Origin of the sequence: Bifidobacterium myosotis (assembly GCF_002259745.1) — a bacterium.
In the GTDB taxonomy this organism is placed as follows: Bacteria; Actinomycetota; Actinomycetes; order Actinomycetales; family Bifidobacteriaceae; genus Bifidobacterium; species Bifidobacterium myosotis.
Genome location: NZ_MWWW01000020.1, coordinates 1 through 15,803 on the forward strand (window position 1 = coordinate 1; position 15,803 = coordinate 15,803).

A 15,803-nucleotide genomic window follows, 5' to 3' on the forward strand; every position below is an offset into this window, starting at 1 on the left:
ATACGCCGTGTTGAAGAACCCCGACCATCTCACCGACCGGCAGGACGAATCCCTCGCCGCATTGAGGAACACGGATCCCAAGGGCCAGCTCTACCGCGCATGGCAGCTCAAGGAACTGCTGAGGAACCTGCTCAAGCACCCGCTCGGACAGGCCACCGCGGAACTCAAACACTGGGTGTTCTGGGCGTCCCACAGCCGCATCCCCGAGATCGTCGAACTCTCCCAAAAGATCCGCAGACGGCGGCCCGACATCCTGCGCACGATCGAGCTGGGCTACTCCAACGCCAGACTCGAGGCGTTCAACAACAGGATCAAGGTCACCATCCGCATGGCCTACGGCTTCCACCACGTGGACAACCTCATCGCCCTGATCATGCTCCGATGCGGCGGCCTCGACATCCGACTACCAAAGCCCACAACCTAACCCACGAAAACAGCACAAGCCTCATTAATAAACGAATTTCTGGCGCGGCATACTAGTGGTCCGTCTCACAAATAATTGAGGGTCCCAACTTCTGTCTCTCCCCCAGTCAGCTTCGCTGCCAGCCCCCTCATCAGAGGGGTCAACTCTGTATGCCCGCCATGATGATACGGAGCTCACCAGCCTCCCCTCGTCATAGGGGGCCAACACCACTCAAGCAATGACAAGACGGACCACTAGATGAAACAAATCCGTGGCGTCAGCTGAAGTATGAGACGATCTCCTCGACGGTGCCGTACGCGGACTGCGCACCGAGCTTGGTGGCGGCATACGCGGAGACGTACGAACCGATCTGGGCGGACTGGAGCAACGTGTACCCGGCGGCGAGGCTGGCGAGCACGGTGCCCATGAACGAATCCCCACAGCCGGTGGTGTCAACGGCATCCACCTGCACGGCGGAGACGCGGTGCCAGCGCCCGTCCTCGATCACGATGGAACCGGAGGCACCGAGCGTCACGATGGCCCGGTCGAACCCGTAGTCCACGAAGCGCGATGTCACCTCATACCAGTCGTAATCGGCACCGCCGTCGTCCGGCAATCCGAGCAGCTGCGCCACCTCATGCTGGTTGACGAGCAGGATGTCGGTGGCCTCCACGAGTTCGTGGGGCAGCTCGTCCATGAACGGGGAATCGTTGAGCAGCACAGTCACGCCCGCGTCGTGTGCGGTCTCCGCGGCCGCGATCACAGTGGAGATCGGGCTTTCGAGGCACAGTCCCAACACCGCGCACTCGGCGATGGTGGCACGGTGCGACTGCACATATCCGGCGGTAGCCTTGGCATTGGAGCCCGGCGAATAGACGATGGTGTTCTCGCCCTCGGCGCTCACCGTGATAAGCGTGGTGCCGCTGGGGCCCTCCACATGCAGGATGTCGGTGGTATCCACGCCGGCCTCGTCGAGCTTGCCGATCAGGAAGTCCGCGTTGGCGTCCTCCCCCACCGCGCCCAGCATCCTCACGTTCGCGCCGAGGCGGGCGGCTGCGGAAGCCTGATTGGCTCCTTTGCCGCCTGGCAGAATCCGCATGGCACCACCATTGACGGTTTCACCGGGTTTGGGCAGCCGCTTGGTGGTGACGGTGTAGTCGGCGTTCATCGAGCCGACCACGATCACCGAGGCGGGCGCCTCGCCCAATGCTTCCAATCGGGCCCGAACCGGCTCGGGCATACGTTCATGCTCTTCTCTGTTTTCCATGGGCCCTTAGCATAGTAGCGGGCGGGCCCAAGTGGATTCGAGACGGCCGACACAAGGGCATCGGGGGGCATCTCAGCCGCGCAGCTTGCGCAGGCGTTCGTGCATGATGACCATGAGCACGAGGAACAGCAGCAGATACCACGGGTACAGGCTGATGGTCACATACTGGGCGATGACGCCGAACAGCGGCGGCATGAGCAGCGTGCCGAAATAGGCGCAGGCCATCTGCACGCCCACAATAGCCTGTGAGTTCTCCTCGCCGAAGTACGCGGGCGTCGAGTGGATGACGCACGGGTAGATCGGCGCGCAACCCAGTCCCACGATGATCAGACCGGCCACGACGCCCATGTGATGCGGCAGCGGCAGAAACATCGTGACCACGCCGAGGAGCACCAGCACCTGGCCGATGCGGATCATCACCGGGTCGCGGAACCGCATGGTCAGGAATCCGGAGAGCGCACGCCCCACGGTGATGCCCACGTAGAACAGGCTGGCCCAGTTGGCCGCCGTGACCTTGTCCACGCCGGCGTGCATCACCATGTAGCTGGACGCCCATAGGCCGGCGGTGCTCTCGATGGCGCAGTAGCAGAAGAACATGATGAGGATTTCCTTGGCGCCACGGATCGCCAGCACACCGGCCACGCCAAGCGGCTTGCGTTCCGCGCCGGCGGGCGAGGTCGCGTCGGCCCCGGCACCCTCACCGGCCGCGCTGTCACCGCCATTTACCTCGGCCACCGCGCGGCCGCGCGACTGCCATAGCGGTAGGCTCAGCACCAGGATCACCGTGAGCACGATCTGCAGGATGGCGATGTACCGGTACCCCCACGGCCACCCCTGCCCGTTGGAGAGCGCGTAGCCCATGATGTACGGGCCGATCGAGGCGCCGACGCCCCACATGCAGTGCAGCCAGCTCATATGGCGGCTCTCGTAGTGGATGGCGACATAGTTGTTGAGCGCCGCGTCCACGCCGCCCGCACCCAGACCATACGGCACGGCGATGAGCAGCAGCACCCAGTAGTTCGGGGCCACGGAGAAGCCGGCCAGCGCCATGGCGGTCAAGGCCACCGAAACCGCGGTGATGCGCCCCGTGCCGAAACGCAGCGTCATACGGTCGGACAGCAACGCCGAGACGATGGTGAACATCGAAATGACCGCGGAGATGCCACCCGCCCACGAGACCGGCACCGCAAGGTCCTGGCTCATGGTCGGCCACGCCGCGCCGAGCAGCGCGTCCGGCAATCCCAAGCTGATGAACGCCACATATATCACCGCAAGCAGCAGACTGGCCATTACGCGATTCCTCCCATCGTCGCAGACAACGTTGTGATAACGATGTCACCAGATTACCAAGTGGTCACTAGCCAACACGCGGACGAACGTACATTAATTCTCACCACAACCTCTGGCACAGGCGTCACGCCACGCAACCGCGCACGTCACGGCCGCGCGGCACCGCCGACGCCGCAATGCAGCCGCACGGCATATCGAAATTCGATATGAAACAACTGTAAAGAATCGTTTTACGATAGACATATATCGAATATCGATATCATACGATGCAGGCATGAGCACCACCACCAAGCAATATCCGGACGACACAACCCCCGAAGCGGGCACCTCCGCATCACTCGCAACCACCCAATCCACGGTCGCCTCATCCGCAACCGCCTCATCCGCAACCGCCTCATCTGCAACCACCTCATCTGCAACCGCGCAGTCTGCGGACACGTCACCCGCGGAGTCACCGCTCCCGAATGAAGCATCATCCGCCGCACCGACGCCTTCAATGCGCCGTCGCAGCGCCCTGATCGCCGCGGCGCTCGTCATCCCGTTCGTCTTCGACCAGCTCATCATCGTCCCTCCTTCGTTTACGAGCGGCGCGGGCACCACCGGCTGGCTTCCATGGGGCGTCCTCTGCCTTGTCATCCTCGCGACCGGTGTCCTGCTGTTCGCCGACAGGGCCCGCCGCACGCCGATGTGGTGGATCGTCGGCGCCGTCGCCGCGTTCTGCGCGGCATGGCTGGTCGCCCACGATGCCTCGTTGGCGGCCGATTGGCGCAACGCCTCCGGTCCGACGCCGAACTTCTGGTACTCGCTGATCACCGGCTACCTTGCCCTGCCGGCGTTGCTCATGCTGTTTCTGCAGCTGTCGAGCGCAACCTTCGACATCCGTCGTCCGGCCACGCTGATCGCGGACTGGTTCCTCGGATGGACGGTCAGCCCGTTCTCGCGCTGGCCGCTGCTCATCGACACGCTCGCACGGCTCGTCGATACGGCAACGCATCCGGATGGCAACGATGTCACGTCGCGATCGCCGGAGACCACACTGCGCAAAATCGGCATCGCGCTGCTCATCAGCCTGCCGATCCTCTGCCTGCTGACCCCGCTGCTCATGCAGGCGGACGAGGTGTTCGCCTACGGCGTGACCCACATGTTCGAACATATCGACCTCACGGGGTTCCTCTTCCATGCCGCCGTGGTCGTCATCCCCGCGCCGTTCCTGTTCTCATTGCTGGCGAGCGTGGAAACCCGGACCACGGAGCCGGAACTCGACGGCCTGCGGCGGGCCGAGCGACGCCGTCCGTTCGACCCGACCATCGCCGCGGTGGTGCTCGGACTCGTGCTGGCGTTGTACGCCGTGTTCTGCATCATCCAGTTCACGTTCTTGTTCGCCGGCGCGGGTCTGCCTGCCGGCTACACGTACGCCGAATACGCGCGTCAGGGCTTCTTCCAGCTGCTGTTCGTGGCCGCGCTCAATCTGGCGGGCTACGGCGTCGTGATGACGTTCGCGCCACGCACCAGAACGATGATCGGCCTCGAAATCGGCCTCATCACGGCGACCGTCGTGATGCTTGCCTCCTCGGCCACCCGTCTGGGCCTGTACATCGCCGCCTATGGAATGACCTGGCTCAGGTGGCTGTCGCTGACGTTCATCGCGTTGCTCGCGGTAATCCTGCTGCTGGCGCTGGTCCGTCTTTTCCGCGAACGTCTGCCGCTGATCGCCGTCGGATTCATCCTGGTACTCGTCTGGTGGGTGGCGCTGGGGCTGAGCGATCCGGACTGGGTAATCATGTCGTGGAACGCTAAACTGGGGGTATGAGCGCCCCAAACCCGCAACAGCCGCAACAGCCACAGCAGCCTTCATACGGCCCATCCGCTTCACCGCGATCCGGGCAATCCCCGCAATCTCCAGAACAGCCATACGCCACGCAGCCAAACGGCCCGCACGTCCAGACGCCCCGACCCTACGGTCAAACGGCGCGGCCCATGCCGCCGGCATCGTTCGCACCGCCGACATCACCGGTGCCGCCGGCCTCCCCGATTTCGTCAACAGCCGCCGTACCGCCGACGCCGCCCCGGCGGAGGATGCCGACCTGGCTCGTCATCGTCATCGCCCTCATCGTGGCGATCGCGCTCAACATCGCCATCATCTTCGGCATCACCAAGGGCGTGGGCGCGCTCATCCGCTCGGCCGGCGAACATGTCAGCAGCATCCACATCGACGACATGACCGTTCACGGCACCACCCCCGCTCCCGCCCCAGCTGCACGGCCCGATTCCGTAGGCGCCGCATTCGACAAGTACTATACGCAGGGCTACTCGTGGAAGCCATGCGATCAGGGCGACGCCTGCGCCACGTTCAAGGCCCCGTCCGACTGGTCCGACCCGAATTCGAGTCCCATCGAACTGCATGCAGCCATCCATTTCGCCGACGATATGCCCATGGGCACGGTGTTCGTCAACCCCGGTGGCCCGGGAGCTTCGGGCGCGGACTGGCTCAACGACTTCGTCAAGTACACCGCGACCGACGACCTGCGCGGGTCTTACGACATCATCGCCTTCGACCCCCGCGGCGTGGCCGATTCCACGCCCGTCACCTGTGGCGACGATCCGAAGCTGCTGGACGAGTACTTCCTCGCCGGCCCGATTGCCGCCGACAATATCGACCAAAGCCGCGCGCTCGCCGACCGGTTCGCCGCAGCTTGTCGCGCGTCGAGCAGCGATATCATCGACCACGTTGACACGCAGTCCGTGGCACGCGACCTCGATATGATGCGCGCGCTCGCCGGGCAGAATTACCTGAACTATCTCGGATTCTCGTACGGCACCTACATCGGCTCCACCTATGCGGCCCTGTTCCCCAAGCAGACGGGCCGCATCGTGCTGGACGGCGCGATCAACCCCGCTGAGGACGCGTCCACCTCGACCATCGAGCAGGCGGTCGGATTCGAGAACGCACTCACCTCGTATCTCGACTACTGCCTGAAGCATGACGGGACGAACGGTGGAAGCGACGACAGCAACGACAGCGACAGCAACACCTGCCCGTTCAAGGGCATGGACGCGGCCGGCGCGAAGCAACGAATCCAATCGTGGCTCTCGGAGGCGGATCGGCGCCCGTGGCCCACATCCAGCGGCAAGACGATGAACAGCGTCACGATGATGTACGGCATCATCATGCCTCTGTATTCGCAGGAGAACTGGTCGTATCTGACGAAGGGGTTCGGCGAGCTCGCTTCCGAAGGCAAGGCCGACACACTGCTGTTCCTGGCCGACACGTATCTGGGCCGTGCGCCGAACGGCACCTACACGGACAATTCGATGGAGGCCAATCTGGCCGTCAACTGTCTGGACGACCCCGCCACCTCGGATATGGACAAAGAGGCGGAGATCGCCAAGGAGCTCAATGATAGGGCGCCCACGTTCGGCAGGTTCATGGCGTACGGCAACATCGGCTGCGAGGCGCTGAGACAGGACCGATCCCATATCGAACGGCTCGACTATTCCGCGCCCGGAACCGATCCGATTCTCGTGGTGGGCACCACGGGCGACCCGGCCACACCCTACCAGTCAGCGGTGAATCTCGCGAATCTGCTGAGCTCCGGCGTACTGCTCACCTACAAGGGCGAAGGGCACACGGCATACTCCCGCACGAATTCCTGCGTGGCTGATGTCGTGGACGACTATCTCACGAAGGGCGAGGCGCCCAAGCAGGACGTGACCTGCGGCTGACAACGACGTGGCGCCGGCACACGGTCGAAACCCGCATGCCGGCGCCACCTCATCAGCCATCAGTCAGAGCGCCGGAGCCGCCGATGCGGCACATGGCAATCCGACTGAGACCATCCGTCACGTATCGATCTTGGAGCGATCGAAGTCATCGGCGTTGTCCACGATGAACTGCTTGCGGGGCGGCACGTCGTCGCCCATGAGCAGGCTGAACACCTCGGAGGCCTGCGCGGCGTCCTCCATGCGGATGCGGCGCAGCATGCGCGTACGCGGGTCCATGGTGGTGTCGGCCAATTGGTCGGCGTCCATCTCGCCCAGACCCTTGTATCGCTGGATGTCGTCGGCGTAGCCGATATGCTTGGCGTCCAATTCGGCGAGCTTGTCGGCCAGCTCGTCGTCCGAATACGTGTACAGGTACTCGCCCTTGTGTGAGCCGGTGAGCGCGATGCGATGCAGCGGAGGCACGGCCGCATACACGTAGCCATGCTCGATGAGCGGGCGCATGTACCGGTAGAACAGCGTGAGCAGCAGGATGCGGATGTGCGCGCCATCCACATCGGCATCGGTCATCATGATGATCTTGTGGTACCGGGACTGTTCGATGTCGAAGCTCTGGCCCGAGCCGGCGCCCACCACCTGGATGATGGCCGCGCACTCCTTGTTGGACAGCATCTGCGTGATGGACGCCTTCTGCACGTTGAGGATCTTGCCTCGGATCGGCAGCAGCGCCTGAAAGCCCGCGTTGCGCGCGGCTTTGGCGGTGCCGAGTGCGGAATCGCCCTCCACGATGAACAGTTCGGCCACGTCATCGTTGCCCGGCTGGCAGTCGGACAGCTTGGCCGGCATCGACGCGGATTCGAGCGCGTTCTTGCGCCGCGTGACCTCCTTGGCCTTGCGCGACTGGATGCGCGCATGCATCTCGCCCACGATCTTCTCGAGCACGCGGCCGGACTGTTCCTTGTAGCCGCGCTTGGCGCCGGTGATCATCTCGCCGAACTGCTTGTCGGTGATGCGGGTGACGATCGGCTTGACCTGGGCTGTGCCGAGCACGTCCTTGGTCTGGCCCTGGAACTGGGGTTCGGCCACGCGCGCGGTGACCACGGCGACGAGACCGGCCTGGATGTCGTCGCGCTCCACCTTCATGGCGGAGTCCTTGAGGTTCACCTTGAGCCTGCGGGCGTTGTCCTCCACGGCCTTGCGAATCTGCTTGGTGATGGCGTTCATGAAGCCGTCCACATGCGTACCGCCGCCGGGGGTCTCCACGATGTTCACGAAGCTGCGGATCACGGTGTCGTACCCGTTGACCCAGCGCAGGGCGATGTCGATGCCGCAGGTGCGTTCGATCTCCTGGGCGTGCAGCTCGCCGCCCTCGCCCACTGCCTGGGTCTCCTCCTTGTAGGTGCCCTCGCCTTGGATGCGCCAGATGTCGGAAATGGGCTCGCCCTTGGACAGGAAGTCCACGAAATCCTTCACGCCGCCGGTGTGGCGGAACTCCACGACGCGCGGGTGGGCCGGCTGCTCGCCGAACGCGCCGTCGGACATCTCGCCGGAAGCGCCGAAGGAGAAGTCCTCGTCCCGTTCGCCGGCGTCAATGGCATTCCCCTCGCTCCCGTCCGAACCGTTTTCGGATGGGACGTCCCCGATCCGAGCGTCCGCCACGGATGTCGGCTCCAGGACATCGGCTTTCGCGCCGGTGCCCGACGAATCCTCCACGTCCGACGGCCCGATCGTTTCGGATGAGACTCCGTCGCCTGTCTCCGACACGTTCTCGTCCGGCACGTTCTCGTCGATGATGGCGATCTTGAGCCCCGGCACCAGGAAGCTGGTCTGACGCACGCGGTCCACAAGCTGTTCGTATGAGAATTCGGCGGTCTTGTTGAAGATCTCCGGGTCCGCCCAGTAGCGGATGCGGGTGCCGGTGGTCTTGGGACTCACCGTGCCGATGATCTCGAGTTCGGTCGGACGGTTCTTGCGAGTGCGTTTGAACGGCGAATCCGGGGAGGGATTGGCCGGGTCGGCGTCCGTGTAGACGCCCGGATGGCCTTGGTGGAAAGCCATGTGATGGGTTTTGCCGTCGCGGTCCACCTCCACGTCGAGTCGCGAGCTCAGGGCGTTGACCACCGAGGAGCCCACACCGTGCAGGCCGCCGACCGCGTTATACGAGGAATTGCCGAACTTCGCTCCGGCGTGCAGCTTGGTGAGCACCACCTCCACGCCGGACAGTCCGGTCTTGGGCTCCTTGTCCACCGGGATGCCTCGGCCGTTGTCCGCCACCTCCACGGAACCGTCAGTGTGCAACGTCACGACGATATTGGTGCAGAAGCCAGCCAGAGCCTCATCCACCGAATTGTCGATGATCTCCCACAGGCAGTGCATAAGACCCTGGGAATCGGTGGTACCGATGTACATGCCGGGACGCTTGCGTACCGCGTCCAGACCCTCAAGGACGGCAAGGTCCTTGGCGCCGTATTCTTCTGTGGCCATAGTCCTTTTCTATCTCTACACACATCAGGCATCCCCGCCGGGCGGGGCACCGAAATGGATGGCTCCGTCGCGGGATCGCGCTGCCGAGCAGCGGCCAACGGATGGCTCCGTCGCCGGACAGTCCACTGGACTGTCCCACTCCTCGCGTGATCGCGCTGCCAAGCGGCGCGATCACTGATCCAAGAAGTCGCGCAGCGTCTGCGAACGGGACGGGTGGCGCAGCTTGGACATGGTCTTGGATTCGATCTGACGGATGCGCTCGCGGGTCACGCCGTACACGCGGCCGATGTCGTCCAAGGTCTTGGGCTGGCCGTCCTCCAGACCGTAGCGCATCTTGATGACGCCGGCCTCGCGCGGCGAGAGCGTCTCGAGCACCTGCTTGAACTGCTCCTGCAGCAGCGAGAACGCCACGGCGTCGGACGGGGCGATGGCGTCGGTGTCCTCGATGAGATCGCCGAACTCGGAATCGCCGTCCTCGCCGAGCGGGGTGTGCAGCGAAATCGGCTCACGACCGTACTTCTGCACCTCCTGAACCTTCTCGACCGGCATGTCGAGCTCGCGGGCCAGCTCGTCGGGCGTGGGCTCGCGACCGAGGTCCTGCAGCATCTGGCGCTGGACGCGGGAAAGCTTGTTGATGACCTCCACCATGTGCACGGGCACACGAATGGTACGGGCCTGATCGGCCATGGCGCGGGTGATGGCCTGACGAATCCACCATGTGGCGTACGTGGAGAACTTGAAGCCCTTCTTCCAGTCGAACTTCTCGACGGCGCGGATAAGGCCCAGATTGCCTTCCTGAATCAGATCGAGGAAGAGCATGCCACGGCCGGTGTACCTCTTGGCCAGGGAGACCACGAGTCGCAGGTTGGCCTCGAGCAGATGGTCCTTGGCCTTCTTGCCGTCGGCGGCGGCCCACTTGAGCTCGCGCTTGCGCTTGAAGTCCATCTTGTCGCTCTCGGTGTCGAGCAGGTGCTGGGCATACAGGCCGGCCTCGATGCGCTCCGAGAGGTCCACCTCCTGCTCGGCGTTCAGCAGGCTCACGCGACCGATCTGCTTCAGGTAGTCCTTGACCGGATCCGCGGTGGCGCCCGCGGAGATCACACGACGCTTCGGATTGCCGGCGGGGATGATGTTCTCATCCTCGTCGTCCGTGTCGGAGACCACGTAGGCGCCCTTCTCCTTGGGCACTTCGGGGGTCTTCGGCTTGGACTCCTCCTCATCCTCGTCGTCCACGTCCTCATCCTCGAGGTCGTCGTCCTGCTCGTCCTCTTCCTCGGCCAGATCGTCGTCCTCGGCGTCGACGTCGTCCACGTCCTCGTCGAGGTCATCCACGTCGAGGTCGGCGTCGACGTCGTCCTCATCCTCGTCGAGGTCGTCGTCGAGCTGGGACTTCTCGTCCTTGACCTCGTCCTCGGCGGTGTTCTTGGCGGCCGTCTTGCGCGTGGTCTTCCGGGCCGGCCCCTTGGTCTCGGTCTTGGCCGACCGTGTGGTCTTGCGCGCGCCGGTCTTGCGCGTCGTGGTCTTGGAGCTGGCCTTCTTCTCCGTGTCTTCGCTCGAATCGGTTGCCTGCTTGGTTGCCGTCGTTTCCTTCGTGGCCAAAACTGCTCCTCCTGATCTCTCGCCGTGGGCCCATATACCATATGGGCCCACTTCTGGCAAGGGCAAATCGTCAACTATGTGAGTAAACCACCCTCTACGGACGATTATTCCCGCAGCGATCGCGTCGGGACGCCGCCGGAACCGTGGGAACAGCCCGGCGGCGCGCCTCCGCGTCCGCCATTCGGCCCGTGCCGGGCGTCTATACGACTATCCGCCCATCGAAGGCCTTCCGGTCTGGCACCATGCGGGCGCCACGCCCCTGTCGGCCGCCGAGAAGATCATCGCGGCCAGCGAACAGTCCTCGTCGAGCAACAGGCATTGCAACGCGAACTCCATCGCCTTGGGCTCGCCCATCCACCACAGCACGTAGGAGGCCACCGCCAACGGTTGCACGCAGTACGGCACCGGCGCGGCGATGGCCATCTCGAGCATCAGATCGACGCCCGTACTGCAACGGTCCATGTCCGGCACGATGCCTTCGTCCTCGAACGCCCACGTCAGCAGCCGGCTCATGGTGCGTTTGGTGCGTGCCTGATGCGGGCGCGCGGCGAATTCCATCAGCTGGCTTTTCGGACAGTGCCGCTCGTCGATCACCAAGGACAGGATGAGCGCGTCCCGGATCGACAGGGTCTCGCGCATCCCTGCCACAAGGGCCATCATCGTGCCACGCTCCACCGGACTGCGGCCGTCCAGCCCCTCGAGCCAGTCGTCCAGGGGCTCGTCCACCCAGTCGGCGTTGGCCGCCTGAATGCCGCGACGGTGACGGTCCTCGCGGAATTCGGCGACCATGCGCTCAAGCTCGTCGTAGTCGAACGGGTCCATGAACTCCTCCCCGTCCTCGCATTCGAAGTCCAGATATCGCCCCTGCTCCCGGTATTCGTCGAAGCAACGCTCCTCGGCGCGGGGCCGGCCCGGTCGCGTCTCGCGCGGGCGCCGTCCGCGGCCGCCGCGTGCGGAAGCGTGCGGTTGCTCGTATGGCATTTCATATGACATGTTGTCCTCCTTGACGACGCATGGTTTGTCGCCCATGCATGGCTATGCGCGGCGCCGGTTCTCCGGCCGCGCCCGCCCGGATTGGGGCGTGATGCCCACTATGGCGCGGCAACGGTGATGGCGCCGCTCCGATCCGGTCATGTGGTTCCAGCTTCGCGGCCCTTGATTTTCCAACGTTCTTGTGTTCTCCATACCCTGTGGATAAGTTAGAGGCATGTGGACAACCGATCATGACCTCGCCATCATCGAACCGCGCATCGTCGAACTGGTGCGTGAATTGACGGACGCCCCCGCCACCGGGGCGGTGGCCGTCGCGCTCCGACCGGTGATGGACCAGGTCGTCGAGCAGGCCGTGGCCTCCAGCGAGGGCGGCAAGCGGCTGCGCGCGCTGCTGACGCTCGCCGCGTTCGACGCGCTGCGGGCAGACACTGCCGCCGACTCTGGCGACCCAGCCGACTCTGCCGACCCCGAACGCGCGTCGATGGCCGATCTCGCCTGCGCCATCGAAGTGTTCCAGACGGCGGCGCTGGTGCATGACGACATCATCGACGAGTCCGATTTGCGCCGCGGCAAGCCGAGCGCCCACCGCGCGCTCGAACATGCCGTGCACAGCGGGGTCATCGGCCGTGGACTCGGCCTGATGCTGGGCGACATCCTGGCCACCGCGTGCATCGAGATCGCGCGACGCGCATCGCAAGGGCTCAATAACGCGGCATCCATCGACGAGGCGTTCCTCACCATGCAACGCGAGGTGGAAATCGGCCAGGTGCTCGATCTGGGCGTGGAGATGACCCCGTTGGATGATCCCGAGGCGCTCGCCGACGCCTCACTCAACGTGTTCCGCTGGAAGACCGCCAGCTACACCACCATCGCCCCGCTGCTGTTCGCCTTCCTCGCCGCCGGCTTCGCCCCGGAGCGCGCGCGGGCCCACGCGCTGGCCATCGGCGGGCCGCTGGGCGTCGCATTCCAGTTGGCGGACGATCTGCTGGATGTCATCGGCTCGAGCCGCAACACCGGCAAGCCGGTGGGCGGCGACATCCGCGAAGGCAAGCGCACGGTGCTGTTGGCCGACGCGTTGGCCGGCGCACGAGCGGACGAGCGGACGGAGCTCCTCGCCATGTTCATGGCATCCCATCGCAGTGAGGAGCAGGTGGCGCGCGCGATCGCGCTGTTCGAATCCACCGGCGCCATCGAGCGGTCGCGCGCACGCATCGGGAGCCTCTGGCGCGAATCCCGCACGGCCATCGCCGCCCTCGGCCTGTCCGGGGAGCGCGAACGGAGGCTGTCCGACGCATGCGCCCGGTTCGTGCCCGAATCGATGCGGTGAATTCTTCGCAATCCTCCCCGGCATGCGTAGCCCGGCCCATGTAGACTGAACATGTTCAGCAGTGATTCAAAGGAACCGAACAGCACAACATGAGTGAGAACGAGCCCGCACCAATGATCGAGGGACGCTACCGCATCGTGCGCAACATCGCCGAGGGCGGCATGGCGACCGTCTACGAGGCCGTGGATGAGCGTCTGGGACGCACCGTGGCGCTCAAGGTCATGCACACGCAGCTCGCGCAGGGCCCGCATCGGCAGCAATTCGTGGAGCGGTTCCGCCGCGAGGCCAATTCCGCGGCCGCGATCGCCAATCCCCATGTGGTGCAGGTCTATGACACCGGCGAATACAACGGCCTTGATTTTCTGGTGATGGAATACGTGCATGGTGTGAACCTGCGCCATGAGATGAACGCTCAGGGCACGTTCTCGGTGCGTGAGACGCTGCGCGTGGTGGCGGAAACGCTGGACGGACTCGCCGCGGCGCATCGCATCGGCGTGGTGCACCGCGATATCAAGCCCGAGAACATCCTGCTCAACGACCGCGGGCATGTGCAGATCACCGATTTCGGTCTGGCCAAGGCCGCCAGCCAGGCCACGCTGAGCTCCACCGGCATGCTGCTGGGCACGGCCGCCTATCTGGCGCCCGAGATGATCGAGAAGAACCAGGCCACTGCACAGGGCGACCTGTATTCCGTGGGCATCATGGCATGGGAGATGCTGGCCGGCAAGGTGCCGTTCGACTCCGACAATCCGGTGACGCTGGTGTTCAAACATGTGCATGAGGACGTGCCGTCCGTGACGACCGTGTGTCCCGGCATCGACCCGTCCGTGGCGGCGTTCATCGCCCATCTGACCGCGCGCAGGGTCGAGGACCGGCCCGTCGACGGCATGACCGCAGCCGAGGAGCTGCGCCGGATCGCCGCCAAACTGCCGATGTCGGCGTGGCAGTACCGTCTGCATACCGAACCGGCCGGCACCGGACGGACCGACGCCACCGCCCCGGCGCTGGTGGGCGCCATCGGTTCGCCTGCAGGTGACGCTTCCCATCGTGCGGCCGCCGCAGGTGCGGGCGATATCAGCGACACCACGCTCCCGTCCAAGACGAACGGTGGTGGTGCCGGTGCATCCTCAGGCACTTCTGCCACCACCGCTGTTCCCGCTTCCCCGTCCTCGCAGCCGGCGTCCCGAGGGATTCCTGCTCCCCCTGCGCCTCCGGTGGCACCCACCACGGCCATCGACCCCGGCAAGACGCAGGCCGTGCCGCAGCCGGGTAGCGAAACGCAGGTGCTCTCCCCGCTCGACCCGTTTGCCCAGGCCATCACGGACGCGGACGGGTCCGTGTCCGCATCCGATGGCGGAACGCCGGAAATCGGTCAGCATGCGGACGATGCCATCATCGCGAAGCCCTGGTGGAAGCGCGCGCCGTTCATCGTCACGATGGTGGTCGTGCTGGTGCTCGCCCTGATTGGCTCCGGTGGCGGCTGGTGGTGGTTCGCCGGGCCGGGCAGCTACTGGAATGTGCCGCAACCGCAGGACGTCACCTGTTCGTCCGACGGCGCCGCATGCCCATTGACCGGCGCCGACTGGACCACCTACGAGAGCACGCTCAAGGCGCTGGGCATCCCCTACGAGACCACGCAGGAATACAGCGATGACGTCACCGAGGGCAAGATCATCTCGGCGTCCGTCGCCGGCGACGATGCGGTGGTGAACAGTCGCATCAGCAAACGGCACGACCAGAAACTCGATATCGTGGTCTCCCGCGGTATCAGGATGGCCACCATCCCCGCCGACATCCTCGACGCGAACTCCGCCAACGGCAAAAGCCCGCTCGACGCCCTGAAGAAGGCCGGATTCACGAACGTCAAGCATGATTCGTCCAAGGACGAGTACTCGATGGACAAGCCCGAAGGCGCGGCGCTGACCATCTCCCCCGATCCGGGGACCACGGCCAAGCACAACGCCGAGGTGACCGTCACGTTGAGCAAGGGCCCGATGCCGGTGAGCATGCCGGACATCGTGGGCAAGACCAAGGACGAGATGCAGGCGGCGCTGAGCGAGCTCAAGCTCACCGCCAACGTCACCGAGCAATACGACGACAAAATCCCGGCCGGGGAGGTCATCTCCGCTTCGCAGCAGGCCGGCGCGCAGCTCAAGTGGGGCGACACGGTGGACGTCGTGATCTCCAAGGGCCCGGAAACCACGGTGCTGCCCAACGTGGTGGGTATGAAGTACGACGACGCCGCCGCACAGCTCAAGAAACTGGGCTTCACGGTGAAGAAGTCGGCGCCGTTGGGCGACATCACCCATGAGGTGCGTGTGCAGAGCCCCAAGGCCGGCGAAACGGTCCGTCTGCGCGACGAGAACGGCACCCCGACCACCATCACCCTCACCGTGGTGTGACCGGTGTGCTTTTCCCTCGGATTCCGCAGATTCCGAGGGAAATCGATGAATCCGGTAATTGTCGCTTGATTCCGATGGCTCCGATTGTCCATTACTTCGTGATGATGCCAAGACTTCGTGGGATAATCCTCAGCCAAATGGGACGAAACGTAAGTCAGCGACGATGCCATGTTACGTTTCGTGCCGTTTGACCATGCCAAAACGGGACGAAACGTAACATCATGTCGTTGGAAAGTTACGTTTCGTCCCGTTATCGTCGGCAAGGCATCGTGACGTCCCCTATCGGATTGCATTGTGGCCCGGCCAAGCGAGCCGCAA

The 15,803-nt window shown here is 64.5% G+C and carries 11 protein-coding genes; 5 read left to right on the plus strand and 6 right to left on the minus strand.

The genetic code is table 11. The features are described from left to right. Window positions 1-424: transposase (locus BMYO_RS08460; protein ID WP_233428228.1), on the plus strand; the 424-nt coding region annotated here is incomplete at its 5' end. 256 nt (window positions 425-680) lie between these two features. Here the strand turns inward: BMYO_RS08460 and BMYO_RS08465 are convergent. Together BMYO_RS08465 and BMYO_RS08470 are read right to left on the minus strand one after the other, a co-directional pair. Beyond that, window positions 681-1,643, minus strand: a complete 963-nt coding sequence (locus tag BMYO_RS08465; RefSeq protein WP_094668052.1) for a ribokinase — start codon at window positions 1,641-1,643, stop codon at window positions 681-683. A gap of 99 nt (window positions 1,644-1,742) precedes the next feature. Continuing rightward, window positions 1,743-2,960 carry an MFS transporter gene (locus tag BMYO_RS08470; RefSeq protein ID WP_169834106.1) on the minus strand — a complete coding sequence of 406 codons (1,218 nt, stop codon included), beginning with the start codon at window positions 2,958-2,960 and terminating at the stop codon, window positions 1,743-1,745. A 274-nt stretch (window positions 2,961-3,234) separates the two neighbouring features. Between BMYO_RS08470 and BMYO_RS08475 the strand changes: the two genes are divergently transcribed. Next, window positions 3,235-4,770 carry a DUF4153 domain-containing protein gene (locus BMYO_RS08475; protein ID WP_094668053.1) on the plus strand — a complete coding sequence of 512 codons (1,536 nt, stop codon included), beginning with the start codon at window positions 3,235-3,237 and terminating at the stop codon, window positions 4,768-4,770. 151 nt (window positions 4,771-4,921) lie between these two features. On the opposite strand, the gene BMYO_RS12355 is transcribed toward BMYO_RS08475, so the two are convergent. Further along, window positions 4,922-5,056 (minus strand): hypothetical protein, encoded by a 135-nt coding sequence (locus tag BMYO_RS12355; RefSeq protein ID WP_267889625.1) that lies wholly within the window; start codon window positions 5,054-5,056, stop codon window positions 4,922-4,924. Between BMYO_RS12355 and BMYO_RS08480 the strand changes: the two genes are divergently transcribed. Continuing rightward, the gene (locus BMYO_RS08480; protein WP_158216973.1) at window positions 5,037-6,683 is read left to right on the plus strand and encodes an alpha/beta hydrolase; all 1,647 of its coding nucleotides are present in this window, start codon (window positions 5,037-5,039) and stop codon (window positions 6,681-6,683) included. The genes BMYO_RS12355 and BMYO_RS08480 overlap by 20 nt on opposite strands. Window positions 6,684-6,800: 117 nt before the next feature. Here the strand turns inward: BMYO_RS08480 and BMYO_RS08485 are convergent, their stop codons facing one another. The 3 genes from BMYO_RS08485 to BMYO_RS08495 form a co-directional block, all read right to left on the minus strand. Beyond that, the gene (locus BMYO_RS08485; protein ID WP_094668055.1) at window positions 6,801-9,164 is read right to left on the minus strand and encodes a DNA gyrase/topoisomerase IV subunit B; all 2,364 of its coding nucleotides are present in this window, start codon (window positions 9,162-9,164) and stop codon (window positions 6,801-6,803) included. Between the two features lie 171 nt (window positions 9,165-9,335). After that, window positions 9,336-10,763, minus strand: a complete 1,428-nt coding sequence (locus BMYO_RS08490) for an RNA polymerase sigma factor (RefSeq protein WP_094668056.1) — start codon at window positions 10,761-10,763, stop codon at window positions 9,336-9,338. Between the two features lie 207 nt (window positions 10,764-10,970). Then, window positions 10,971-11,585, minus strand: coding sequence for a DUF4192 domain-containing protein (locus tag BMYO_RS08495; RefSeq protein WP_308810456.1), 615 nt, complete (start codon window positions 11,583-11,585; stop codon window positions 10,971-10,973). A gap of 385 nt (window positions 11,586-11,970) precedes the next feature. On the opposite strand from BMYO_RS08495, the gene BMYO_RS08500 reads away from it, so the two are divergent. Next, on the plus strand, window positions 11,971-13,083 hold the full coding sequence (locus tag BMYO_RS08500) for a polyprenyl synthetase family protein (RefSeq protein WP_094668058.1): 1,113 nt from the start codon (window positions 11,971-11,973) through the stop codon (window positions 13,081-13,083). An 89-nt stretch (window positions 13,084-13,172) separates the two neighbouring features. After that, a complete protein-coding gene (locus BMYO_RS08505; RefSeq protein WP_094668059.1) occupies window positions 13,173-15,485 on the plus strand; it encodes a protein kinase domain-containing protein in 2,313 nt (770 codons plus the stop codon). Window positions 15,486-15,803: the final 318 nt, after the last annotated feature.